The organism is Paenibacillus hunanensis (assembly GCF_034055775.1).
Taxonomy (GTDB): domain Bacteria; phylum Bacillota; class Bacilli; order Paenibacillales; family Paenibacillaceae; genus Saccharibacillus; species Saccharibacillus hunanensis.
This window is the reverse complement of sequence record NZ_CP139194.1, coordinates 5,132,133-5,157,616: the sequence shown is the minus strand read 5'-3', so window position 1 is coordinate 5,157,616 and position 25,484 is coordinate 5,132,133. Positions and strand designations below refer to the sequence as shown.

Genomic DNA, 25,484 nt, shown 5'->3' with positions numbered 1-25,484 from the left:
AAAGTAAGGAGTGAACTTCAATGTCAATGTCATTTGATCAATATATGCGAGATATGGTACAACCTATGCGTGACGAGCTGACTAGCATCGGTATTCAAGAGCTGCGTACACCGGAAGAAGTAGAGGAAACGCTGGAGAACGCGAAAGGTACAACTCTGATCGTAATCAACTCCGTGTGTGGCTGTGCAGCTGGTCAATGCCGTCCAGGTGTTGCTCATGCACTGCAAAGCGACGTGAAGCCTGACAATCTGTACACGGTATTTGCAGGTCAGGATAAAGAAGCAACAGCAAAGGCGCGTGAATATTTCGCACCGTTCCCACCATCTTCCCCATCGATCGCTCTGATGAAAGACGGCGAGCTGGTTCATTTTATCGAGCGTCACCAGATCGAGAACAATTCCGCAGAGGATATCTCCATTGCGCTGAATGATGCTTTCGAAAAATACTGCCTGTAATGAGAAGCAAGCCCCTGAATCCTGCAACTATCACATCATGTGATGTTGCAGGATTCACTTGTTTATGGGTATATATAAAGAGAAACGTTCAGAACAGCAGAAGGAGTGGATAACAGTTATGAGTATGCAGCAGCAAATTATTGATGATCTGAAAGTAAAGCCTACGATTGATCCGGAAGCAGAAGTTCGCAAACGGGTGGATTTTCTGAAATCATATATCGAGAAGTCCGGTTCTCAGGGCTTGCTGATCGCAATCAGCGGCGGGATTGATAGCGCAGTAGCGACAGGGCTGTGCAAGCAGGCAACCGATGAGCTGACCGAGGAAAAGGGTACTGAGTACAAAACGGTCGGCGTATTCCAGCCATACAGCACGCAGGCAGATATCGACGATAGCTACGCGGTAGCCGAAGCGTTCAACCTGAAATACAAAGTAGAAACGAATGTGCACAAAGCCGTCGACGCGATCGAAGAAACCGTGAACAGCGTAATGCCACATCTGGAGCAAGAAGCGATCAGCCCACAAGCGAAAGGCAATATCAAAGCAAGAACGCGTATGGTCGTTCAATATGCCATCGCGAACTCGCTCAATCTGCTTGTTGTCGGTACAGACCACGCTTCCGAGGCGATTACAGGCTTCTTTACCAAATATGGCGACGGTGCAGTCGATATTACGCCACTGAGCACGCTGGATAAGCGTCAGGTGCGCGAACTTGCTTCCCACCTGAGCGTACCGCAATCTATACTGGATAAAGCTCCATCTGCGGGTCTGTGGGAAAATCAGACCGACGAAGCCGAGCTGGGCATCACCTATGCCGATAACTGCGATTATCTGGAAGGCAAAGAGGTAGCGCCAGAAGTAGCCGAGCGTCTGGAAAGCTACTACAAGCGCACCGCTCACAAACGTGATCCGATTCCAGGTATTTAATAGCTGACCAGGTAGCTGTGTTGTTGCCCCATCGTAAGGGGCGCAAAGCATGCCAGCTATCACTTTTAAAAAGTGAACCAAGCGACTACAATCCATCCTATGGTTGTAGTCGCTTTTTTATGCGCTTCAATCACGTCTCTTCACCATCGTACGAAATCATCTTCATGCTTGCGCGAAGTCATCTGCATCGGCGGCAGATTGAGAGCAAAGAATTTGGTACAATAGATCATATGCGTAAGCAGAGATACACACAGATCGGGAGGTAGCATATTGATCTATGGAATAGGGCATGACGTGCTGGAAATCGAGCGTGTAGTCGCAATTCTAGAGCGTCCACTTGGAGAACGATTCATGGCACGTGTGCTAACCACAGCCGAGCTAGAAGTGGCTCACCACCGAGGGTCACGTCAATCCGAATTTGTATCCGGCCGCTTTGCCGCCAAAGAAGCCATCACCAAAGCCTTCGGCTGCGGTATCGGCAAAGTGATCGGATTTGAAGATATCGAGATTTTACCAGATCCATTAGGCAAACCGAACGTCACCCTCTCCGGAGCTGCCTGGCAACGCCTGGGCTTAGAAGACGGTCATAGCGCCTACCGCATCCACCTCAGCATCTCCCACCAGCCCCACATGGCATCCGCCTTCGCCATAGTCGAACGACTGGATAAGGGCGATCTACTGTGAGCTGGAAGGGAAAGTAGCATTAAAATTGTAGGGAGAAAATACAGATAAGACGCCAACAGGCATATTCACGAATCAAAAGTAGATACAAGTTAAAAACAACACCAACACCAAGCCGCTAACTGCCACAACGGAAAGACCCGATTAGCAAGTCGGAACATAAGGCTAAATACTGCAATCCTATTGCTTGCTTCATGCCGTATTTAGGCATATATGTACCGATTTATTGATGTGTTCTATTGCTTTTAAATCATGCTGCAATACGTACGGAACGGAGGCAAGGAAATAAGGGAAAAGGACTCCTTTGGAGGGGCGGGAATCTACAATGAATTCCTAATCCGTAGATTCCCGCGGCTCCACCCGAGTCCGTTCCCTTATTCCTTGCCGGAGTGGTGCCACTCTATTGCACACCAAACCAATCATAAAAGAACGACATGCACAGATGGGGTGCATGAAGAAGGAGCTGTATAATGTCCAACAACATGACCAACGAGCAAGAAGCCAAACGCTATTTCAGCCGCGAGCTGCTGGCATGGTACGACGAGCATAAGCGCGATCTGCCATGGAGACGAAGCCGCAATCCATATCACATCTGGATCTCTGAGATTATGCTACAGCAAACAAGAGTTGATACCGTTATTCCTTACTTTTTACGCTTTACCGAGCGCTTTCCAACCGTTGAATCGCTTGCCGAAGCGCCAGAGGAAGACGTACTGAAGCACTGGGAAGGGCTGGGCTATTACTCACGCGCCCGCAATATTCAGGCGGCTGCCAAGCAGGTTGTAGAGCGTCACGACGGCATCGTACCGGATACACCAGATGAAATTTCTGCACTCAAAGGCATTGGCCCCTACACCGCAGGCGCTGTACTTAGCATTGCCTATAACGTTCCGGTTCCGGCAGTAGACGGTAACGTGATGCGCGTGCTGTCACGCTATTTTTGCCTGAGCGATGATATTGCCAAAAATTCCACCCGCGTCAAAATGGAAAAACTGGCAGGTGAGCTGATTCCGACTGGACGCGCATCGGATTTTAATCAGGCGCTGATGGAGCTTGGTGCGCTGGTCTGTACACCGAAGTCACCGCATTGCCTCACCTGTCCGGTGATGAAGCATTGTGAAGGACGTATGAACGGCATGGAGGAGCAGCTTCCGATCAAAACAAAAGCCAAGCCTCCTCGTCCAGAGCATCGCCTGATGGCGGTAATCGAGGGTCAGGGAGAGCATGCAGGCAAGGTGCTCATTCGTCAGCGTCCAGCCACTGGACTGCTTGCGCGGATGTGGGAGCTGCCGCATGTGCTGGCATCGGATGCGAAAAAAGCAGGCGCTGGTGCGGATTTGTCTGAGACAGCAGCGATGGATCGTCTACGTCAGGTGCTGGAAAATGAAGGCGTAGATGTTCGTCCACAGCTAGAATGGATGAGTGCCGAGCATACGTTTAGCCATATTCAGTGGTATATGCGTGTATTCCGCTGCACGGAAGCTGGACAGGATCAGCAGGCGGCAGCGGCTGACGCGTTAGCAAGCAGCGGTAGCGATCCATCGAGTCTCGCCAATACGGGATCAGCGGCTTTCATTTCTACCGCTGGCAAGCCAGATGAGCGTATCGCTGGTGATAGAACTAACTCTAAAGTGGATGCTTCTCAAGGTGCCTCTGAAAACGAGCAGGAGGCGACTGTGCAGGGCACGCTCGATCTGCATCTAAGCGGAGCGACACCGGAAGCGATGACACGTATTCGTCAGCAGCTCGCCTCCAGTGCGGTTGCAGATACATTAGAGCCGTTGGAGCAGGTTGCTGAGCAGCCAGAGACGTATGCGGCTGTGCCGGGTACGTTGCTGGGTGAAGCCTTTGCTTATGATTATCGCTGGATCAATGCCGAGGATATGGAGAAGTACGCATTTCCGAATCTATTTTTGAAAATTTTACAGCAGTATTTTGGAATTAAACGTTGATATTGGCACGTTCCATGATAGCTCTTGGCATCATGATGAGTACACGCTCAATCTCTAATGACGATTCTCCAACTGCCATTTTTGAATCGTTTGAATCGTATGTCTTCACGGAAATCTTAAACGAAAACCGGTGTAGAGCTTCATAGTAGTTGTCTAGTAACATCATAAGCAGCGACACCGATCCATTTGATCTCGGGAGGAAGCAGCCATGTCCAGAACGATTGCAATGGTAAAAGGAACGATATGGGCAGCAGAATGGAAAACGTACGCGGATCGCTATACCGGTTTGACCGTTCATCAATTGACCGATTATCGCGGGCATAGTCGTCTGCCTTATTTTACAGAGAATAGTCTGTATGATGGGGGCAAGCGTTTGTTGTTTATTTCCGATCGAGATAATAGCGCGAATCTGTTCTCGATTCAGCTGGAGACGGGCGAGATGACACAGCTGACGACCTACACAGGCAATGATGATCTGGATGTGGCGCTTACACCGGATGAACAATATGCGATCGTATCCGATGGCAGGATGATTCGTGCGTTACACCTGACGAATTTTCGCGAACGAATCAAGTTTCGCTGTCCGAAGGGGCATGTACTAAGCAATGTAACCTGTACAGCAGATGGGCAAAGTATTCTGGTCTGCGTGTGTGAGGATCTGTCCGCTCGTATCGATACTGATCTGGGCAATGGCTATGTCGGGCACCAGGAATGGATGGAGGCGAAGCCGCTCAGCTGCATCATGCAAATTGACCTGAAAACTGGAAACGCACGCGAGCTATATCGCGAGCAGCATTTTATTACCCATATCAATGCTTCGCCGCAATTACCGTGGCTCGCGACCTTTTGCCATGAAGGCCCGTGGCATCTGGTGGATCAGCGTATATGGGGGATCGATCTGCGAGATGGACGCGTCTGGGCAATTCGGGAGCGGTTAACAGCAGGAGAAGCTGTAGGGCATGAGTGCTTTTTACCGGATGGCGAGTATATCGGGTATCATGGGCTGCGCGAGGATGGAAGTCATTTTTTCGGACGGATTCGATACGATAATACGGGTATGGAAGAACAGGAGATGCCGTTTGCAACATGGCATCTGTATCAAAATGAGCGGCTGGTCGTTGCAGATGGGCAAGGCGATGTGGATGTACTGACCGTATGGCAGCGGAAGCTGGCTGGTGCAGGGTTATCTGATCTGCTTTCTTCTGATTCTAAGGACGAGCATGAAGTAGCTCCATCCGATGAACGTCATTCGGTTGCTGCGTCTGAAGGCTCTGAGGTAAAGGCGCATTCGACTGCATCCGATTCTTCCGAGCAGGAGCAGTATGGATATGAAAAAGAATATGAGGGGCCTTTCACCGTCTGTGAACTACGATGTAGCTTCCATTCGCAAAAGCTTCATGCGCATCCACGTCTGAGTGAGGATGGACGCAGACTATTTTTCAGCAGTGATCGTAGTGGATACAGTAATCTGTACATGGTGGAGCTGCCGGAGGATGTCACCTCATTGCCACGCTGGGATAAATAGAGGGATGACATGATATCAAATCTCGATATTGTAGATGATGCAGGTAACATGGACTGATATCCAATGCTTGATGTGGCTCATCTACGATATATTAGTGACAAAAAACTAGTATCAACAAAAAACACCAGTACCTTGTAGGTACTGGTGTTTTCTATATTACCGCATGCGGTAAGCAAGAAGGGGATCAGCGATCTTACTTCGCAGCAGTGTAACGAGCGTTTACAGCATCCCAGTTTACAACGTTCCAGAAAGCACCGATGTAATCAGGGCGTTTGTTTTGATATTTCAGGTAGTAAGCATGCTCCCATACGTCCAGACCGAGCAGTGGAGTTTGACCGTCCATGATCGGGCTGTCCTGGTTAGGTGTGCTAGTTACAGCCAGTTTGCCGTCTTTGTCCACAACGAGCCATGCCCAACCGCTACCAAAGCGTGTTGTTGCTGCTTTTGTGAAGTCTTCTTTGAATTTGTCGAAGCCGCCCAGCTCGCTGTCGATTGCAGCAGCCAGTTCGCCAGTTGGAGCGCCACCAGCGTCAGGGCCGATAACTTCCCAGAACAGGCTGTGGTTGTGGTGACCGCCACCATTGTTGCGTACTGCTGTACGGATGCTTTCAGGTACGCTGTTCAGGTCGGAGATCAGCTCTTCCAGGCTTTTGCCTTGCAGTTCAGGAGCGCTTTCCAGAGCGTTATTCAAATTGGTTACGTATGTGTTATGGTGACGATCATGGTGAATCATCATCGTTTGTTCGTCGATGTGTGGTTCCAGAGCGTTGTTAGGGTACGGTAATGCTGGTAATTCGAATGCCATCGTAAAATACCTCCTGAGATTTGGATTTGAAGCGAACGTTGATGGTGTCCACTCCATATGTAGATAAACATCTTACCCTATCTATTAAACCGCATATTTTGGACTAAATCAACATTTGTGTTTAGAAAGTCCATCCCATGAGGGCTGAGCGTAAAAATTTTTTTGAGTGAAGTGAGTTTTTATTCATCAATTGACCAGTGTAATGTGGATCGTATGTTCGTAATGTGAACAAGGTGTGAATATTTGCACAACAACTTAGGAACGTTGTTAGAATGGGTAAAATGAAGTCCCTAATATTGTAAACGGATCGTAATCCCCTTTTAAAAATAGACTGCTCATGGCATTTTATGTAAAAATAAATCCTGAGTTCATTATGATAAAAAGTATAGTGACATGCTCGGAGTAGTGATATAATCGTCTTTGTCGCCAATATTATTTCATATTAAGATAATGATTTTTAGAGGAATAATTATAATTTTAACTTTATATTCATAGGTAAAAGCGCTTGTTTTACCGTGGATATGAAAGTTTGAAAAGCACTTTAATGAAAATTGGATGAAACATCCATTTATAAAGCGCTTTCATCAGAAAATGGATGTAATGTTCAGAAACTTATGGTTTAATTAACACTGAGATTATATTGCGCGATATGTGATTGTTCTATTGCTTTTTTGATGGGGCAATTCGGGACGGCAGTTTACACAATTGTTGATGTAGGGCTTATGGCTTGTATACGCAGATGTCCTTCTTTTTTGTGCTTGTCTCATGCGGTATGTAGTAGGGGTATGAGTGGTAGAAACATGGTTTGATTAAGCTGATGAAAAGGGAGTTTGGCTGATGAATATTCGTTCCTTTAAGCTGAGTGATTTGCACCTTGTCAAGGAGCTGCTGAAAGTAGCTTTGTCCGAAGAGTGTTACGAACACACGATGGGCCCTTTTGCCAGACAATTGTCCTGGGATTCCGAGTTAATTATTGTTGCGGAGCAGGGAGAAGAGATTATTGGCTTGTTAATTGGTACGATTGATCGCAATTTCGGTTGTTACTACCGTATTGCTGTTCATCCGGATCTGAGAGGCCGTGGCATCGGCAAAGCATTGATCACTTCAATGGAGAAACGCTTCCAACAGCGTAATGTAAGTGGCATCATGGTCGCAGGTGATGAGCACAATGAAGCGGTTATGCCGCTCTATGCAGCACTTGGTTATGATGAGAGCAAAGTGCTTCGCACTTACGAGAAGCTGAGCATCGTTGGTAGCTAATACCTGTACAGGGTGATGAAGGCTTAGGTATAGAGAGAAAATGCACCATAACAGATTAGAGACCATACTTGTTTTAATCGTTTAAATATACACGCTTGCACGAGCGGCCCGCTATCCGTTATGGATAACGGTGCTGCCGGACATTGTGGCATCAGTGGGCTTGATTTCAGATAGCTTCTGGATATGCTGCATGGTCGGAGTCGCTACGATCCAAGCGTATACGTTGTTGATGGGACACATTTTGTTTTCCGGTAGTATTCGGGGAAACGGATGTGTTTTTCTATTTTAACGGTATACTATAGTAGAAAGACAATTATTCATGATGGAAATATAGCGAGTATAGCGTTATACGATACAAGCTTATCTATAGATATGTATGTGCGAACTAAGTACGAATGAGCTACAGATCATTAAATAGCTACACATTATTATCGAAACAAAGTAAGGGGGCCGTAAGGTGACACGGCAAGGACAATCAGCCCTCACAGCAGAGCAGCATCGCTGGGATTGGTTGAAGCAGGAGATCAAAGAGGCAGGACCGGCGCTCGGTATTGACGATATCGGCTTTACGACAGCCGATCCTTTTTTGTATTTGCGAGAGGTGCTGGAGGAGAATCGGCGTAAAGGCTATGAATCGGGCTTTGAGGAGCCGGATCTGGATAAACGGATCGATCCTTCACTCACATTAGGTGGGGCGCGTTCGATCATTGCTATCGCGGTCACGTATCATTCCAAAATGGAAAATCCGCCGAAGTCTGCACCAGGCGAGTATCGCGGCATTATGGCACGCTCGGCATGGGGACTGGATTATCATACCGTGCTGCGCGATCGGATGCAGCGCTTGGAGGACTTTATCCGTGAGCGTGTGCCTGAAGCGCGCATCGAAAGTATGGTCGATACGGGGGCGTTGTCCGACCGTGCGGTGGCGCATCGTGCAGGGATTGGCTTTTACGGGCATAACTGTGCGATCATCTCGCCTAAGCTCGGCTCGTGGATATTCCTGGGGGATATGATCACAGATATTCCTTTTGCACCGGATACGCCAGTGACCGAGGATTGTGGCACATGTACGAAATGTATCGATGCCTGTCCAACCGGAGCACTTGTGAATCCGGGGCAGCTCAATGCGCAAATTTGTGTCTCTTTTCTAACTCAGACAAAAGGCATGCTGTCGGATGAGCATATGCGCAAAATCGGTAATCGCCTTTATGGCTGTGATACATGCCAGATCGTCTGCCCGAAAAACAAGGGCAAAAGCTGGAATCATCAGGAGGAGCTCAAGCCTGATCCAAAAAAGGCAAAGCCGCTATTGTTGCCGATTCTGGAGCTGAGTAATAAAGAGTTCAAGCAGGAGTTCGGCAGTACATCCGCTGCATGGCGCGGTAAAAATCCGATCCAGCGCAATGCGATTATCGCACTGGGGAACTTTAAGGATAAAAGCGCAGTACCGAAGCTACGCGAGATGCTGATCAAGGATGTACGTCCCGTCATTCGCGGCACGATTGCATGGGCGCTGAGCCGAATTGGTGGTGCCGAAGCGCTGGAAGCTGTTCAGGCAGGGCTTGCACGCGAGCAGGAGCATGAAGTGATTGAGCGACTACTAACAGCACAGCATATCCTGGAGGAGGAACAGCGCAATGAGCAGGAAGTCGAGGTTCAGTGATAGTGTGGATGCGAGTAGGGTGAATCCTGAGATGGAGGTAGCTGATGTGAGCGATGTGGAGCGTAGCGGTGCATCGACTGGAGTGGAGCAGGGGGAGCATGTAGATACAGCTATGCTCGTGGAGCAGCATGAGGATGTAGTTCAGGTGCATTCTGATGTAGCTCATGTAGAGCCATATCAGGATGCAGCTCCTATAGAGTCACATCAGAATGCACTCACACTGACATCTTTGTCTGAATCGGAACGCCTCTACTACGACGAGCTGGACACTCCGCTCGGAACGTTAACGCTGGTACAGTCAGAGCGCGGACTATGTCACATTAAGTTCAGAAGCTACGAGGAAGCAGCGGAGCGGCTAACCGAATGGGCGAATCGCTGGTATGGTGTGCATGTGCTGGAGCATTCCTCTGAGCGTCTAGCGAACGTAACGATGCAGCTGAAGCAATATTTTGCAGGTGAACGGCAGGAGTTTGATCTGCCGCTGGATATGCGTGGAACTGAATTTCAGCTGCGCGTATGGGAAGCATTATGTACGGTACCATACGGTGAAGCTGTATCGTATAAGCATATTGCTGAGAAGATCGGCAGCCCGGCGGCGGTACGTGCAGTCGGTGGAGCGAATAACCGCAATCCGGTATCGATCATTGTGCCATGTCATCGGGTGATCGGGATGAATGGGCAACTGGTCGGGTATGGTGGTGGTCTGGATAATAAGCAGTATTTGCTTGGATTGGAAGGCTGGCGTGGGCTGGAAACGGAGCCGATGTTGTTTTGATGAATGGTGAAGTGGAGCGATGAGCTTGGGAGTGTAGGCGGTATATAAGTGCGAACCCCAAGCTCACATGAAAACCCCGGGAGGTTCGCACCTCTTGCCCCGTAAGGGCTGCGGGGTTTTTTGTTGTGTTTTGGCATGTTTTCGAGTAGGCTAAAAATGAGGTTCGCACTTTTGGTCGTTTTTTTCCTTGTGGGATAAGGGCTGAGAGGGTGTACAGTCACTCTCCGTGCGAGAGTGTGGATTGAAATAAGTCTTCCAATTCGTTTAAAGTGACTGCTGCCGGGTCACTCTCCGTGCGAGAGTGTGGATTGAAATATCAAATCCTCCTGCGTTACCAACAAAATCACGAACCGTCACTCTCCGTGCGAGAGTGTGAGTTGAAATATGTGACTAATATACTTTATTTCAGTGAGTAGGTCGTCACTCTCCACATCACACTCATCTTCCCCCAAACCCAAAAAAGGCAACCTCCCACCAACAGAGGCTGCCTTTTTTCTATTCCATCTATCCTCACCACTCAAATCCGCATATCATCCGTCCGCCAGTTCGTGATCGCCGCATGAATATCTTTCCCTGACAATTGCTCCTTCACTGCACGCTCGCACAATGTCGGCAACTCCGCATCACTCGCATTACGCAGCGCGATAATCTGTTCTCGTGTCACACGTGAATCCATTTCTTTTCCTGTTAAACGATAATATCGAAACTGCTCCTCCATCCGTACAATCCGATCCTGCGTCTTGGTCGCATACACTCGAATACGCGGAATCGCAAAGCACAGGCATAGCAGCAGTACGAGCAACAGCCAGGCGAGCAGTGTATTCTCCCCACTGCGTAGCGCGTTGATCCAATACGTAATCGTGAGCACCAGCGTGATTAACAATAGCGGCAGAGCGACAAAATGGTACGGCCAGTCAAAGCGGATCGTTTTCTTATTCGGTGCTGCCATGATCACATATCCTTTCCAGTTTCCGAGATAGGTTCATCTATTATTACACCTGCATCTGCTAAATCTACCAGTAGCAAAATGAAGTCGTCGGTCAGTGCATATAGAAGCTTCGATGTATACGTGATGGTGGCAGCGTGACTTTGCTCCTCCGATCCTGTTATTTTTTACTTTTTGTTGAAATTCTGTGAGAGTAACGTAATACTATGAATAAATAGCAGGCAGGCTGCACATATCTTGTCATTGCGTACAAAGGGGGATGCAGATGAGGTACGTAAGCATAGACAATGTGGAAACAGGACAATATCTAGGGAAATCGATTTATTCGGGCAACGGGACGATTTTGCTGTCTGCCGGGGTGCAGCTTACGGTATTTATGGTCAACACGCTGAATCGAATCGGCGTCACGATGTTATATGTGCAGGATGAGCAATATGACGATGTCGAGCTGGTCGAGATTCTAAGTGAGACGACCAAGCAGCAGATTATTAGTGAAATGAGCGATACACTGGATGCGCTGCGTTCGGGCAAGGAATGGAGCCCTTCGCGCATTTCGAAAAGTGTGGATCAGCTGCTGGAGGATGTGCTTGGCTCACGCGAGGTACAGGTACAGTTGACTGAAATCAAGACAGCGGACAATGCAGCATACGTGCATGCGATGAATGTATGCTTGCTCAGTTCTATTATTGGTATGAATATCGGACTGAATCGTGATCAGCTGTGGGAGCTTGGTGTGGGCGCACTGCTGCATGATATTGGGAAGCTGGGCGGCGCGGATATGCTGGATCAGATTCCCGGTTCGAGGATGCACCATACGTGGCGTGGCTTTGAGCTGCTCAAATCGCGGCGTGAGTTCAATCTAATGATCGCCCATATTGCGCTACAGCATCATGAGCGTCTGGATGGAAGCGGACAACCGCGCGGTTTGCCGGGTGATGAGATTCATCGCTATGCGCGGATCGTGGCGATTGCCAACACGTATGACAATCTCATCACAACGAGAGAACATGGCGGCAAAGGATTATTGCCTCATGAAGCATGTGAGGAAATGATGGCATTGTCCGAGACAACACTGGATCGGGAGCTATTAGTGGAGTTTAATCGCATCGTTTCTATTTATCCGAATGGTACAGGGGTTCGTCTGTCCACACGCGAATCCGGTGTTGTGGTGCGTCAGCATCGCGGTTTGCCAGGGCGTCCAGTTGTGCGAATCGTTAACGGGAGCGGAGATGCGATTGAGATCAAGGAGATCGATCTTGCCAGCGCAACGACCGTATTTATTGAAGCGGTGATGAACTAAAGCTTACGCGCTACTTCATAGGAAAATGTTTGCTTGTGCATGTCTGAAAATGGTATGATAATTCCTGTTCACGCTAATGATCGCATAGTACATGAATGCGCTTTTTCGTGGACGAATGACAATGAATATACAGGGGTGGCTTTATGATGTGGTGGAATTGGGTCATACCGATTGTAACTCTGATCGTCGGTCTGGTCGGGGGATTCTTTATCGGTGCCTACTATTTGCGCAAACAGTTGGAGAAAATGCAAAATGATCCGCAAATGCTGCAAAAGATGGCCAAACAGATGGGATATAATCTGAACGCCAAGCAAATGCAACAGGCGCAGCAGATGATGAAAAATGGTGGCGGCAAACCTGGACAACAGGGTAGCGCCAAGCCACAAATGCCTCCAATGGGACGCGGTGGCAAGCGCAGAAGATAATCACATGACAGGCGTCAGTACATGAAGGCCTTGAGTGTAGAAGGAGGTCAGCATGGCTGGCATTAAGGATTATACAAATGTGAAGGTCGGAGAAAATCGCGACCAGATTGAATACCATGTGAAAGAAATCCTGAAGCTGATCGGTGAAAATACCGAGCGCGAAGGATTGCTGGAAACACCTGCACGGGTAACACGCATGTACGAGGAGATTTTCGCCGGATACAGCGTGGACCCGCGTGAGGCGCTGGGCGTTACCTTTGACGAGAATCATCAGGAGATGGTGATCGTCAAGGATATCGTCTATTACAGCCAGTGCGAGCATCATATGGCTCCATTTTTCGGCAAGGTGCATATCGGATATGTACCGAGCGGGAAGATTGCCGGTTTGAGCAAATTCGCACGTCTCGTTGAAGCGATCACACGTCGTTTGCAGGTGCAGGAGCGAATCACAACCGAGATCGCTGATATTCTGGATGAAGTGCTCAAGCCAACTGGTGTGATGGTTGTTGTCGAAGGCGAGCACCTGTGCATGTGTGCACGCGGTGTGAAAAAGCCAGGTAGCAAAACGATCACGTCTGCTGTTCGTGGCGGTTTCCGTCATGATGCTCCACTTCGTGCAGAATTTATGTCACTGATTCGGAATCATTAGTTCCAAGCAGGGATACACTGAATGCCGTTGCAAGCAGATATCCGTATAAGGGGACGTCACTAAGCGATGCTGGAATAAGGTATCGCTTCATGATTTGGTTATAAATTCCAGAAACAGGCGATTGCCGCTATGGCAGTCGTCTGTTTTTGTTATATAGCGATAGCTTCTAGTCGTATTGTTCGATAGCAAAGGCTATAGCTCGTGTGATTCATGCTGAGATCGTCGATGAAATCGTATAAAAATAAAGCACAGATAGAAGAAAAAGGTTTATTTTTTTGTATTTGGCTTATTTGCTAAAATAATTCATGCATTATTGCAATTTTTATTGTAAATATACGTCATGAAGTAGTAATATATTCCTGTAGAGTTGCACGAAAAAGGAACTAAGTAATCACGTGGTTGCTTGTTGTTTCTTGCAGATTTTATCATTGTACTCATCTCGATCTACCCTTCACATTCGATGCTCAGTCATCTGCTTGCAGTGTTCTATTCTCTTACGTTATACATCATACATATACAGAAGCTTCTCTTCTGTAGTGTGACGATGATTTTCTTTTATGTGAGTACGTTTTCCCTCCTGTTCGGTATTTGTTCCATTAAGGATTATTATGTATGAACGCTCAACATTATACAGTTTATAATCTTGCGCTTTTTATAACCATTTTTTGTATTAAAATCAAATAATATGAAGTCAAAAGGGGAAGAAAAAGATGAAAAAATGGTTGAAGGTATCATTGATGCGAGCGCTATGTGTGTTGCTCATCATCAATACGTTCCCGGTGTCAGCGCATACCTCATATGCCGCAGCCCAGATCGTTAATTATACCGATGGATCAGGTGGGCAGTTGGGATCCCATGATTTTGCAGGTCCTCCGTATTACTATGCATACCCTGAAAATGCTCCACTCTACATTGGAGGAAGCTCAGGTTCAGCCAAAGTATCTCATGCTTTTGCAAGATACAATATACCAGCTGGCTTTCCTTCATCGGGTCAAAAAGCAGTATTATCGCTTAAAGTTAATACCATAGACAATTACGAAAGTGCAGGGGCAGATACTACTTTTCAGCCTAATTTAAAGGTGTGGCAGTATACAGGCTCTACACCATTTGATCCTACCAATAATTCCTCATGGCCCCAAAGCATGCAGGAAGTACAAAGCAGTTCGAACTATACCTTACTTGATACCAAAGATTCAACCGCAATCACGCCAGGAGCAGTATTGCAATTCGATGTAGATAGCGCCGTGAGGGCAAAAGCGGGTAGCTATATTCAGTTTTTGATCACAGGACCAGCAAGCTCAACTTCTCCATCTAATCAAAACGTTATCTCTGTTTCCGATGCTCCTTATTTGACGGAAGTTGCTGGTGGTGCTCCAGCTAGTGCTAGCAATTCAACTGTAACCGCATCTCCAGCAACTGTAACAGCTGATGGAGCCTCCAGTTCTACGATCACGGTCACCGTGAAAGACGCGAGCAACAATCTACTTAGTGGCAAAACGGTCACCCTTTCTAAAGGTTCAAGCAACTCCGTTATTAGCCCGGCTTCACAAGTGACCAATGCCAGCGGTGTTGCTACATTTACCGTAACTAACACCAAAGCAGAGACTGTAACGTACACTGCATCCGTCGCAGCGGATAGTGTAACGATTGGTCAGACGACCAATGTAACCTTCCAACCGGGAGCAATCAGTGCTTCCACATCAACCGTAACGGCTTCTAAATCGACCGTCACTGCCGATAATTCTGACAGTGCTACGATCAGCGTGACACTGAAGGATGCTAATAATAATGTCATTAGTGGAAAGGCTGTAACACTTAGTCAGGGAGGCGGCAGCTCTACTATTACGGCAACACAAGGCACAACAGACGCTAACGGCCTTGCGACCTTTACCGTCAAGAGTCCAAAAGCAGAAGCAGTCACCTATACAGCAACATCAAATGGTGTTTCTTTATCAACGACACCAACTGTAACTTTCCAGGCCGGAGCAATCAATGCAGGACTATCCACGATCACTTCATCCAAAGCGAATGTGATCGCTAATAATACCGATAGTGCTACGATTACCGTCACCCTGAAAGATACCAATAATAATGCAGTAAGTAATAAATCGGTGACACTGTCACAGGGTAGTGGCAGCTCGACGATTTCTCCAGCTTCGCAAACAAGTAATGCCAGTGGTGTAGCTACATTTACCGTCAAAAGCACCAAGGCTGAAACTATTACGTACACCGCAGCAGTGACGTCTGACAATGTGACGATCACACCAACGGCAAGTGTTACTTTCCAGCCAGGAGCGGCTAGCGCTGCACAATCTACTGTGAGTGTATCTAAAAACAGTGTATTTGCAGATGGAACAGATAGCAGCACTATAACTGTAACACTGAAGGATAGTAACAGTAATCCGATCAGTAATAAAAGCATAACGCTTAGTCAAGGAAGCGGCAGTTCTACAATTACTCCATCTACCGCAGTGACAACCAATGCGATTGGACAGGCAGTCTTTACGGTAACCAATACAAAGGCAGAGTCGATAACCTATACAGCGACCGATGCCGACGATAGCCTTACAATCACGCAGACAGGCACAGTTACTTTCACTCCAGGTACTGTAAATGCAGGCACATCCACAGTGGTTACAGCCAAAGCGAATGTGAGTGCGGATGGTTCAGATAGCTCGACCATTACCGTCACCTTGAAGGATGTAAATGGTAATGCAATCAGCGCAAGACCTGTGACGTTGAGTCAATCAGGTAGCTCGACGATTACGGCGGTACAAGGTACATCGAATGCCAGCGGTGTAGCTACCTTTACTGTGAAAAGTACGAAAGCAGAGAGTGTCACCTATACCGCAACAGCAGGCGGCGTAACAGTCGCACAAACAGCTAGTGTAACGTTCCAGGCTGGAGCGGTAAGCGCTACAGTATCCACTATTCAAGTATCCAAAGCAAACGTATCGGCAGATGGAGCAGATAGCAGTACGATTACCGTAACGCTTACCGATGCGAACAATAACCCGATCAGTGGAAAAAATGTAACGTTGTCGCAAGGAAGCGGCAGCTCGGCTATATCGCCAGCCAGCGGTTCGGTGACCGATGCCAATGGTCAGGCTTCATTTACAGTGACCAGTATGAAGGCTGAAACTGTCACGTATACGGCGCAGGATGTAACCGATAGTATAACGCTCACTACAACGAAAACCGTAACCTTTGACCCGGGTGCGGTAGATGGTGCACTATCGAACGTAACCATCTCCAAAACTTCGGTAGCCGCAGATAATACGGATATGGCGACCATTACCGTCACCCTGCGTGACAGCCAGAACAACCCGGTTAGCGGTAAACTAGTAACCCTGTCGCAGGGAGGCGGCAGCTCGACCATCACAGCCACTCAGGGCACAAGTGATGCCAGCGGCGTTGCTACATTTACCGTGAAGAGCACGAAGGCAGAAAGTATCACGTATACTGCTATCGCTGGTAATGTTACCTTAACACAGCATCCTGTGCCGGTTACCTTTACACCGGGTGTTGCCAGTGCAGCCACATCGCAGATCACTGCATCCAAAGCTAGTGTCTCGGCGAATGGTTCCGATTCGTCTACCATTACCGTCATCGTTAAGGATACGAATGGCAATGTGATCGCAGGTCATAATGTGCAGCTACAGCAAGGAAGTGGAAGCTCGCTCATCACCCCTGCGCAAGCGACAACGAATGTAGACGGGGCGGCTAGCTTTACGGTTACGAATACAAAAACGGAAAATGTAATCTATACAGCCAATGTGCTGAATGAAAATATCACACTGAGTCAGACAGCCAATGTTAATTTCTTATCCAACGATGCCAGTCTGTCGTCACTACAATTGTCCGAGGGTGCATTGATTCCGATCTTTACACCAGCACAGACAAGCTATATGGCTTCCGTACAAAATGATGTCTATCGCATTAGCTTCACACCAACTACGGTAGATAGCAACGCAACGATTCGTATTAATGGCAATACCGTTCAAAGTGGACTTGCTTCTGCACCGATCGAGCTACAAACAGGCACTAACACCGTCACGATCGAAGTGCTAGCAGCTGATGGACAAACACGTAAGACGTACACGATTCAAGTTATGCGCGAGCCAAGCAAGGATGCGCGTCTCAAAGCATTAAATGGTACACCAACCGCATTCACACCTGCCTTTGACCCGGCCATTACAACGTATACCGTTAATGTTGCCAACAACGTGGAACAGTACTCCGTTCAGGCAGATGTGTATAATCCACTATCAACATTGACTGTAACAGGGGCAACCTATGATAGCAGCACAAGCCTGTACAGCACCAATCTGCAAGTGGGCACGAACACGATCAATCTGAAAGTGACCGCGCAGGATGGACAGACATCGGCGACGTACACCGTCAATGTCATCCGTGCCGATGCACTCGCTGAAGTGCGGAATGCGCTCAGTAATCTCGCGATTGGCTACAATGGCAATGATTCATGGGAACTCGTGACTAGCGATCTGATTCTGCCAGCAACGCAAGATGGACTTCCGGTTACATGGAGCTCGAATCTGTCGCAGATCGTACAAAGCAACGGCTCAGTCACACGACCTGTCGGTGACGATGAGACGGTCATTTTAACCGCTACGATTCAGCACAATGGTGCACAGCTTAGTCGTACCTTCCTCGTTATCGTGAAGCCGCAGGGCGTCAATATTGTCAGCTCGGAAGTGACGCGTAATGTACCGATTCGCATCGGTGATAAAGGTACCGATGTTGAGCAAACACCAATTACGCGTAAAGTATTGTCCGATGGAAGCAAGATCGATAAGGTCGTAGCGGGAGCGTCTCAATTGAACTCTGCACTGCAAGCAGCAATGACGAACAATGAGAATAAAGTGCGTGTTGTTGTGACCGATGTGCCTAATGATCCGGCAAGTGAAGTGACGGTTGATGTACCGTCAACCGCGTACGATACACTGGCGAACAAGGTTGACTTGAATCTGGATACCGAATTTGCACAGGTGATTCTGAGCAAAAACACATTGTCGCAACTGCAAACGGCTGGACAGAGCCTGTTCTTCCGTTTTGTACCGATTCGTAGTGCAAGTGAAGTGTCGCAGGTGACTGAGCAGGCGCTGGCAGATCCGCTGGTCAAGCAAGCTGTATCTACAGGTACAGTCGCTCAGGTCGGTACACCGATGACGATCGAAACAAACTATAGTTCCTACAACACTACGCTGTTGTTTCCAGCATCGAAGCTGAATCTGCCAGCAGGAACACCAGCTCAGCAGGCAGCTTATGTGGCTGGACTGTATGTGTACATTCAGCATAGTGACGGCGAAATTGCCTTACAACGGGGTATGGTACAAATGACAGCGAACGGTCAGGTAGAAGGAATCACGGTCGATGTGAGCAAGTTCAGTACATTTACAATTCTGCATGTCGAGCCGAAGCGTTCTTCCAGCGGTGGAGGCGGCGGTGGTGGCAGTACAACGCCAACACCGACTCCTACACCAACACCAGGTAATCCGTCGACACCGTCTCAGCCATCTACTCCAGCACAACCCGGAGCAACGGGTGAGCATACTGCTTACATTAACGGTTATCCGAATCACACTTTCCGTCCTTCACAGGCGACTACTCGTGCAGAGCTGGCTGCAATGCTATGGCGTGTTATGCAGGCGAATGGTAGCTCTGCGGTAACGTCCACATCGGCACGCTATGGCGATGTGCCAAGCACACACTGGGCATCGGAAGCGATTCGTCAATTGCAGGCACAGCAAATTATGCTGGGTGTATCGGCAGACCGTTTTGCACCGAATCGTCCACTCACACGCGCCGAGTTTGCAACGCTGGCAGTACGCTGGCAAAAGCTGATGCCAACGGGCACAGCGACAACCTCGTTTAGCGATGTAGATGGACACTGGGCTGCATCCAGTATCGCCATTCTGGTACAAACGGGCGTCGTTAAAGGCTACTCGGATGGTACATTCCGTCCGAATGAAGGTGTCACTCGAGCAGAGCTAGTAACGATGATGAACCGTCTGCTCAAGCGTGGGCCGCTTACCGGTGTAACCACACCAACATGGAATGACGTTCCAGCAACGCACTGGGCATTTGGCGATATAGAGGAAGCTTCGCTGGCTCATAGCTATGAGGTGCAGTCCAATGGAACCGAGAAATATATCAGTAAATAATCCATCGTTTTGATCATTGGCTATACATCCTTCTGTCTGTTCAAGCAAGCTGTCAGGCTTATGTTATAAATACGAAGTGCTAATCAGGTGAAGCTACTACAATTCCAGGCTGGATACAGTAGCTTTCACTTGCTTGGACAGACGGGAATGTATACGCACGATCATTGTAATAAACCTGATCACGGGAAATGGGGGAACCATATGCTCGTATTCACAGAAGCAACACAGCAGGATGAGGTTTTCTTATTTGAGGTATTCAAAAGCACGAAGATGGAAGAATTTATACCGATGAATATGCCAGAGGAACAGCTTGAAATGCTGCTGCATATGCAGTTCCGTGCACAGCAAATGTCCTATCGAAGTCATTACCCGTCAGCGCATCATGGGATCATTACTATTGATGGTCAGCAGGCGGGATACATAATCACGGATCAACATGGGGATGAGATCCGACTTGTCTTTATCGCATTATTGCCTGACTTCCGTAATCAAGGGTATGGCACAGCTATACTTGAACAACTGAAGGATAAAGCAACGGTTATTTCATTACAGGTTGCGGAGCAGAATCCTGCCAGACAGTTATATCGCAAGCTAGGCTTTACTGAGCAGTCCCAAGCAACACCGTATGTCATCATGCAGTGGCAACGAAAGTAAGCAAGCGCTTGGAGACTGGAGAGGGGGAGAGGCCAGCTGAATGCGTTGCTGCGAATAGCGATCAGGCGCGTATCAGGCCCAAATATTCAGTGAGACAACAAACAGACTACAGTTATTCAAAGTTGCACAAACTGAACAGAGGGGAGTTTATACGATGAGCGATCAGTATCTTGGGGAGATTCGTATGTTTGTAGCTGCTGCTGGAACAAAAGTTCCTGCTGGCTGGGCGTTTTGTGACGGTGCTATTTTGACTGTTGCGCAAAACCAGGCATTATATGCTTTGATTGGAAATACTTATGGAGGTACACCTTCGCAGAACTTTGCCTTACCTGATTTACGCGGACGCGTTCCTATTCATCAAGGAACATTAACTACAGGTTCTCCGACGCCTATTACCTACAATCTTGGTAATAAAGGTGGTAGTGAATCGGTAGTTGTTGCTGCTTCCGAATTGCCTTCACACACACACTCTGTAGCTGCTCTAAGTACGTCAGGCCAGGCGACAACTCCTAGTCCTGCAAATGCAGTACCAGCGCTCAGCAGTATTAATCTGTATGGCGATCCAGCTACAACGACGGCGATGGGAGCTAGTATGTCGTATACGGGCGGAAATGCAGCGCATAACAATATGATGCCTTATTTGACAATAGGCTTCATTATTGCATTGGAAGGGTTCTTCCCAACACCTTCATAATATAGAGAGGAGCTGAATATCGATGGCAGAACCATTTGTTGGCGAAATCAGAATCTTTGCTTTTGGAACGATCCCAAATGGATGGATTGCTTGTAATGGTCAGAAGTTACCTATCCGCAGTAATCAAGCGCTGTTTGCCTTATTATCCACTACTTATGGTGGGGATGGAGTGAATGACTTTGCTGTTCCCGATCTTCGTGGACGCGTGCCGCTTCATCCAGGCACAGGCATCAATCGAGGGACTTCTGCAGGTGAGGCTGCTCATGCACTTACTACAGGTGAGATACCTGCGCATAATCATACGATGGGCGTCAATAGTGCGGGCGCTACGGAAAAGCCAGCGACGGATAATTTTTTAGGAGCGACGGGAACTGCTAATTCATATTCGAGCAATCAACCCAATATTCAGATGGCTCAGCAGACGATAGGTACCGCTGGTGCTGGAGGCGCTCATAACAACATGCAGCCTTATCTAACCTTTAATTTCTGTATTGCTACCACAGGATTATTTCCTCCGCATCCTTAACTATCCTCTTATTCAGAAAGGAAGGTATACGCTATGGATCCTTACGTTGGTGAGATTCGTTTATTTGCAGGCAACTATGCACCTCAAGGCTGGTTATTTTGTGATGGTACGGAATATAATATGTCTCAATATCAACTATTATATGCGTTGATTAGTACAACATTTGGCGGTTCCGTTCAAAGCCAAAAATTCAAGGTACCCGATATGAGAGGAAAAGTACCTGTTCATCGTGGAGCAGGCCCTGGATTGACTGCACGGAATTTTGCTGTTGCAGGCGGCACGATAAATGAAACGCTTGTTGTTAATCAAATGCCTTCGCATAACCATACTGTGCAGGCAGCAGCCTCTGCAACTGCAATGGACCCTACAAATAAGACATGGGGAAGCATTCCGCGAAACGGAACAGTTTTTGCATATAGTAAAGCTGCAAATGCTACATTGGGGCCATTAGCAATAGGTGCAAGCGGTTCAGGTGGTGCTCATAATAATATGCAGCCTTTTGTAGCTATTAATTATATTATTTGCTGGGAGGGTATTTACCCTGATTTCGGTAATTAATCTGCTTGTAACTGGCAATTGAGTGTTCCCATGAACTGCCTGAATCATATATACATAACATCAGGTAAGGCAGTATGGTTGCCGTTGTACAATTTTCTATTCCTTTAGCTTATGATCGTTGTGTATATGAGGTGAAGAATAGGAGCTTAGCCATCCTTTTGAATTAATAAAAGGCGGTATCTACATGGATACCGTCTTTTATTGATTTTTAATTGCGAATTAGACTACTTTTTCGATACAAGAATACGTCATTTTTGAAAAAACAGATGTTCTAGTGACCGATATGGTTGCTTCCATATGCTTACATGTATTAGACTGTTCAGCAAGCAGCATGTTTACAGATAGATAACAAAATAGCTGAGCATGACTAGGTTAGCTGACGTTGATTAATGTAGGCTGGCTGAATTTGAACTACGGAGGGGAAGCCGATGGAATTTCGTGAACTACTGGATCAAAGTCTGGAGAAGATGACAGAGGAACAGAAAACGGACTTTATTAGACAGGTTTGCCTGATCATGCACAATCGCAACAATTCCGATCTGATCGTGCGGGCGAAGATTAAGGAGATTATTCAGCGCTTTGGCGTGTATGAATAAGGGGTATCGTGGGCGTCAACGTCCATCCTATAGCTAGTAGATAAAATAAAACAGAGCATACAGGCGGTCTGCATGGGATACGGACGGCTTGTATGCTCTGTTTGGTTTATACACAGCAAGAGAGCTATCTGGAGAACTGGTAACGACGGGGCGTTATCTTCTGCTACGACGGATCACATTATGCGTCCGATCCAACGCTTGCAGGGAACGCTCATAATCCTGACTCGCTATACCGAGATACAAGATATCGATCACATTGAGCTGTGCGATTCGTGAGGAAGTAGCACCACTGCGCAGGTTACTTTCCGTCGATGAGGTGTGCAGCGCGATATCGGCTAGCATGCTGATCGGGGTGTTGCCATAGCGAGTAAGTGAGATCGTACACGCTCCAGCTTCGCGTGCCAGACGCATACACTCAGCCGTAACCGGGGTCTGTCCCGAATACGAAATGCCTACCACAACATCCTGCGGTGTGAGCATCACAGAGGAGATGAGCTGTAGGTCTGCATCGGTAAAGGCGAAGCAGGGACGGTTAATTCGCAAAAACTTATGCTGCGCATCGGTAGCGATCAGATTAGACACACCGATGCCGAAGAAAAAGATGCGTTTTGCCTCCATCAGGGCAGCGATCGCCTGCTTCACTTGCCCGGAATCCAGAATCTTGATCGTATCTCGGATCGATTGGATATTGTTGGCTGAGATATTATCGATGAGTTGATCAATCGAATCATTCGGTCGAATCTCCTGATAGCCTCCCTGAGGCTGGCGCTCCTCCTGTAGATCACCTGCCACCTTGAGCATTAGCTCCTGATAGCCCTTGAAGCCAGCGGATTTGCACAGTCGAATGACGGCTGCCTGACTACCGCCACTTTGCTCGGCAAGCTGTGCCACCGACATACCGACAAGTCGCTGGGGCTGCTCCAAAATATAGCTGGCTACCTTGCGCTCAGACGGCGTAATCGTCTGAATAATTTCCCGTAAACGGACCAATCCGCCATTCATAGTCATGGCTCCTTTATGATGAAATACCTGCAATTGAGTGTACAGGCTCTAACGATCAGGTGATCGGCGATCCAGGCTCTACTTCATATGCGCTCGAATAAAAGCGGCAATCGCGCGATGAAAATCTCGCCGTACCTGCTGAATTGAATGCTGTCTGCCATAGTGTACGCGATTCGTTAACAGCACCATCACTAGCTTTAGCTCAGGATCAATGTATAGACTTGTACCCGTAAAGCCGGTATGACCGAAGGCAGTCGAGGATAGCAAGCCACCGGATACATCTGCTTCATCTCCCTCCAGCACCCAGCCTAAGCTGCGGTGAGTCTGAGGCAGTGCAGGCGTTTGGCACTGAATAGCAGAGCGAAGCAGCATGATACTCTGTTGTGCTGGAGCAAGCCATTCACAGCCACTGCCATTCACGCCTGTCAGCCAGCTTTGACCATAGCGCAGCAGATCATTCGCTGTTGCAAATAAACCAGCATGTCCAACGATCCCGCCTAATTGCCTTGCATTTTCATCATGCACAACACCACGTAGCCAATCGGCACGTACAGCATCGTACTCGGTGGATGCTATATTCGCCACGAGTGAGGAAGGCGGACAAAACATACTGTTATTCATATGCAGCGGCTGCCAGAGTAGCTTCTGTGCGCCTTCATCCAGGCTCATTCCGCTAATCTGCTGAAATAGCCAGCCGAGCAGGATAAAGCCGGGATCGCTATAAGCACGCGCTGAGCCGGGCGCAGACTGTAGCTCCAGCTGGCCAATATGCTGTATCGCTTCCTCCATTGTCCAGCTATGACTGTAGCAATCGATGATCGCAGGCAAGCCAGAGATATGGGCAAGTAGCTGACGAATCGTGATCGTCGCATGTGCTCCATGCTGGAGCTCGGGTACATAGTTGGAAGCTGGATCATCAAGGGAAAGACTACCCTGCTGAGCAAGAATAAGAATGAGCGGTAAGGTTACCGTGACTTTTGTTAATGAAGCGCAGTCGTAGATCGTATCGAACGTAGCCGGAATACGAAGCGCTGGCGTATCGGTTGCCCAGCCACCAGCATAACGATAGAGCTGTCCACGATAGCTGATCGCAGCGACTGCACCGGGAAGGATTCGTTCATGAATCGCCTGACGCAGAGGCTGCCAGAGCTGCTCCTGTACTTCATGCTGGAGCGCCGCTTCGGTGACTGCTGGATAATCGATCTGTTCATTGGCAACAGGGAATGACTTCATACAAGAACGACTCCTTTGACGGTTCATAACGATGGATAGATGATGGTTAAGCTGCAAGGCTTGAGATTGCATGTACTTGAGAGTGCATATATAAGATATATACGATTTGGCTATTCATGAAAGCAAGGATCGATCCATAATGTATTGCTATTTCGATAGTTAATCGTGCTAAACGGTGCGTGGTGCTAGATGGCTTATGATGCTAGCTGTTTGTTTATGCTATAAGAGTAATTAGACGGGGCAGTATGCATTACATCAATGAATGATTTGATGGGAGCTTATTTGGAAGTATATTTTACATTAAACTAAGGAAATCTAAGATTAATCTAATTATGCGTATTTTTTATTGTTAAATATGTTAGAAAACCGTTCATTATGTTAGGTTTTTCTAGATACGAAGCTCATAATGCTATATTCATGATATAAAATGTACCAGATCACTACATAAAAGTATATGCGAAAATATGTACGCTCATCTTCCATTCACGCTATGTTAGCTGAATTAATGTGGGCTATAGGGTTCCTATATGCTGGATCTAGTGACATCCGCATATCCTGTCAAAAAATTCGTATAAAAACTGGTATAATAAACAGACTGAATAAGGATAATAACATGATTTGAGAAATGATAATTTGGATATACCTCTCTTTTATACAGATACGTAGATGAAATGT

The 25,484-nt window shown here is 47.6% G+C and carries 19 protein-coding genes and 1 pseudogene; 16 read left to right on the top strand and 4 right to left on the bottom strand.

The annotated features are described in order from the left end of the window. Positions 1-20 precede the first annotated feature (20 nt). The 5 genes from SK066_RS21005 (at position 21) to SK066_RS20985 (ending at position 5,538) form a co-directional block, all read left to right on the top strand. Entirely contained in the window at positions 21-455 is a 435-nt protein-coding gene (locus tag SK066_RS21005; RefSeq protein ID WP_188775724.1) for a BrxA/BrxB family bacilliredoxin, read from the top strand. Positions 456-573: 118 nt separating this feature from the next. Further along, positions 574-1,380, top strand: a complete 807-nt coding sequence (nadE, locus tag SK066_RS21000; RefSeq protein WP_188775723.1) for an NAD(+) synthase — start codon at positions 574-576, stop codon at positions 1,378-1,380. Positions 1,381-1,650: 270 nt separating this feature from the next. Then, on the top strand, positions 1,651-2,064 hold the full coding sequence (acpS, locus tag SK066_RS20995; RefSeq protein ID WP_320542872.1) for a holo-ACP synthase: 414 nt from the start codon (positions 1,651-1,653) through the stop codon (positions 2,062-2,064). 479 nt (positions 2,065-2,543) lie between these two features. Further along, a complete protein-coding gene (gene mutY / locus SK066_RS20990) occupies positions 2,544-4,013 on the top strand; it encodes an A/G-specific adenine glycosylase (protein WP_407673835.1) in 1,470 nt (489 codons plus the stop codon). A 208-nt stretch (positions 4,014-4,221) separates the two neighbouring features. After that, a complete protein-coding gene (locus SK066_RS20985; protein ID WP_320542870.1) occupies positions 4,222-5,538 on the top strand; it encodes an oligogalacturonate lyase family protein in 1,317 nt (438 codons plus the stop codon). 193 nt (positions 5,539-5,731) lie between these two features. Here the strand turns inward: SK066_RS20985 and SK066_RS20980 are convergent, their stop codons facing one another. Then, a complete protein-coding gene (locus tag SK066_RS20980) occupies positions 5,732-6,343 on the bottom strand; it encodes a superoxide dismutase (RefSeq protein ID WP_320542869.1) in 612 nt (203 codons plus the stop codon). An 837-nt stretch (positions 6,344-7,180) separates the two neighbouring features. Between SK066_RS20980 and SK066_RS20975 the strand changes: the two genes are divergently transcribed. Both SK066_RS20975 and queG read left to right on the top strand, forming a co-directional pair. Next, on the top strand, positions 7,181-7,603 hold the full coding sequence (locus tag SK066_RS20975; RefSeq protein ID WP_188775720.1) for a GNAT family N-acetyltransferase: 423 nt from the start codon (positions 7,181-7,183) through the stop codon (positions 7,601-7,603). 457 nt (positions 7,604-8,060) lie between these two features. After that, a pseudogene (gene queG / locus SK066_RS23170) lies at positions 8,061-10,041 on the top strand (tRNA epoxyqueuosine(34) reductase QueG). A 517-nt stretch (positions 10,042-10,558) separates the two neighbouring features. Here queG and SK066_RS20960 read toward each other — a convergent pair. Further along, positions 10,559-10,990 carry a DUF6526 family protein gene (locus SK066_RS20960; protein WP_320542867.1) on the bottom strand — a complete coding sequence of 144 codons (432 nt, stop codon included), beginning with the start codon at positions 10,988-10,990 and terminating at the stop codon, positions 10,559-10,561. Positions 10,991-11,252: 262 nt separating this feature from the next. On the opposite strand from SK066_RS20960, the gene SK066_RS20955 reads away from it, so the two are divergent. From SK066_RS20955 to SK066_RS20915, 9 genes are all read left to right on the top strand, one after another. Continuing rightward, positions 11,253-12,287, top strand: coding sequence for an HD-GYP domain-containing protein (locus tag SK066_RS20955; protein ID WP_188775717.1), 1,035 nt, complete (start codon positions 11,253-11,255; stop codon positions 12,285-12,287). 146 nt (positions 12,288-12,433) lie between these two features. Next, positions 12,434-12,712: a YneF family protein gene (locus SK066_RS20950; protein WP_229685766.1), complete on the top strand. Its 279-nt coding sequence runs from the start codon at positions 12,434-12,436 to the stop codon at positions 12,710-12,712. A 52-nt stretch (positions 12,713-12,764) separates the two neighbouring features. Further along, positions 12,765-13,361, top strand: coding sequence for a GTP cyclohydrolase I FolE (gene folE / locus SK066_RS20945; protein ID WP_188775716.1), 597 nt, complete (start codon positions 12,765-12,767; stop codon positions 13,359-13,361). A gap of 710 nt (positions 13,362-14,071) precedes the next feature. Next, positions 14,072-19,546, top strand: a complete 5,475-nt coding sequence (locus SK066_RS20940) for an Ig-like domain-containing protein (protein WP_320542866.1) — start codon at positions 14,072-14,074, stop codon at positions 19,544-19,546. Positions 19,547-19,747: 201 nt separating this feature from the next. Continuing rightward, positions 19,748-20,200, top strand: coding sequence for a GNAT family N-acetyltransferase (locus SK066_RS20935; RefSeq protein ID WP_320542865.1), 453 nt, complete (start codon positions 19,748-19,750; stop codon positions 20,198-20,200). Between the two features lie 154 nt (positions 20,201-20,354). Further along, positions 20,355-20,894 (top strand): phage tail protein, encoded by a 540-nt coding sequence (locus SK066_RS20930; protein ID WP_320542864.1) that lies wholly within the window; start codon positions 20,355-20,357, stop codon positions 20,892-20,894. Between the two features lie 22 nt (positions 20,895-20,916). After that, positions 20,917-21,420 (top strand): phage tail protein, encoded by a 504-nt coding sequence (locus SK066_RS20925; protein ID WP_320542863.1) that lies wholly within the window; start codon positions 20,917-20,919, stop codon positions 21,418-21,420. A 33-nt stretch (positions 21,421-21,453) separates the two neighbouring features. Next, positions 21,454-21,978 (top strand): phage tail protein, encoded by a 525-nt coding sequence (locus tag SK066_RS20920; RefSeq protein ID WP_320542862.1) that lies wholly within the window; start codon positions 21,454-21,456, stop codon positions 21,976-21,978. A gap of 428 nt (positions 21,979-22,406) precedes the next feature. Next, complete coding sequence (locus tag SK066_RS20915; protein WP_188775710.1) at positions 22,407-22,574, top strand: hypothetical protein; 168 nt, start codon at positions 22,407-22,409, stop codon at positions 22,572-22,574. 153 nt (positions 22,575-22,727) lie between these two features. Here the strand turns inward: SK066_RS20915 and SK066_RS20910 are convergent, their stop codons facing one another. Together SK066_RS20910 and SK066_RS20905 are read right to left on the bottom strand one after the other, a co-directional pair. Then, entirely contained in the window at positions 22,728-23,576 is an 849-nt protein-coding gene (locus SK066_RS20910; protein ID WP_320542861.1) for a MurR/RpiR family transcriptional regulator, read from the bottom strand. Between the two features lie 78 nt (positions 23,577-23,654). Then, positions 23,655-24,809 (bottom strand): serine hydrolase domain-containing protein, encoded by a 1,155-nt coding sequence (locus SK066_RS20905; protein WP_320542860.1) that lies wholly within the window; start codon positions 24,807-24,809, stop codon positions 23,655-23,657. Between the last annotated feature and the right edge of the window lie 675 nt (positions 24,810-25,484).

Bases quoted from the DNA above. Each gene is read 5' to 3' on its own strand.
- SK066_RS21005 (WP_188775724.1), top strand. From the start codon at position 21: ATGTCAATGTCATTTGATCAATATATGCGAGATATGGTACAACCTATG.
- SK066_RS20950 (WP_229685766.1), top strand. From the start codon at position 12,434: ATGTGGTGGAATTGGGTCATACCGATTGTAACTCTGATCGTCGGTCTG.
- nadE (WP_188775723.1), top strand. From the start codon at position 574: ATGAGTATGCAGCAGCAAATTATTGATGATCTGAAAGTAAAGCCTACG.
- SK066_RS20925 (WP_320542863.1), top strand. From the start codon at position 20,917: ATGGCAGAACCATTTGTTGGCGAAATCAGAATCTTTGCTTTTGGAACG.
- SK066_RS20905 (WP_320542860.1), bottom strand. From the start codon at position 24,809: ATGAAGTCATTCCCTGTTGCCAATGAACAGATCGATTATCCAGCAGTC.
- SK066_RS20980 (WP_320542869.1), bottom strand. From the start codon at position 6,343: ATGGCATTCGAATTACCAGCATTACCGTACCCTAACAACGCTCTGGAA.
- SK066_RS20935 (WP_320542865.1), top strand. From the start codon at position 19,748: ATGCTCGTATTCACAGAAGCAACACAGCAGGATGAGGTTTTCTTATTT.
- SK066_RS20920 (WP_320542862.1), top strand. From the start codon at position 21,454: ATGGATCCTTACGTTGGTGAGATTCGTTTATTTGCAGGCAACTATGCA.
- mutY (WP_407673835.1), top strand. From the start codon at position 2,544: ATGACCAACGAGCAAGAAGCCAAACGCTATTTCAGCCGCGAGCTGCTG.
- folE (WP_188775716.1), top strand. From the start codon at position 12,765: ATGGCTGGCATTAAGGATTATACAAATGTGAAGGTCGGAGAAAATCGC.
- SK066_RS20985 (WP_320542870.1), top strand. From the start codon at position 4,222: ATGTCCAGAACGATTGCAATGGTAAAAGGAACGATATGGGCAGCAGAA.
- SK066_RS20940 (WP_320542866.1), top strand. From the start codon at position 14,072: ATGAAAAAATGGTTGAAGGTATCATTGATGCGAGCGCTATGTGTGTTG.
- SK066_RS20930 (WP_320542864.1), top strand. From the start codon at position 20,355: ATGAGCGATCAGTATCTTGGGGAGATTCGTATGTTTGTAGCTGCTGCT.
- SK066_RS20915 (WP_188775710.1), top strand. From the start codon at position 22,407: ATGGAATTTCGTGAACTACTGGATCAAAGTCTGGAGAAGATGACAGAG.
- SK066_RS20960 (WP_320542867.1), bottom strand. From the start codon at position 10,990: ATGGCAGCACCGAATAAGAAAACGATCCGCTTTGACTGGCCGTACCAT.
- SK066_RS20975 (WP_188775720.1), top strand. From the start codon at position 7,181: ATGAATATTCGTTCCTTTAAGCTGAGTGATTTGCACCTTGTCAAGGAG.
- SK066_RS20955 (WP_188775717.1), top strand. From the start codon at position 11,253: ATGAGGTACGTAAGCATAGACAATGTGGAAACAGGACAATATCTAGGG.
- SK066_RS20910 (WP_320542861.1), bottom strand. From the start codon at position 23,576: ATGAATGGCGGATTGGTCCGTTTACGGGAAATTATTCAGACGATTACG.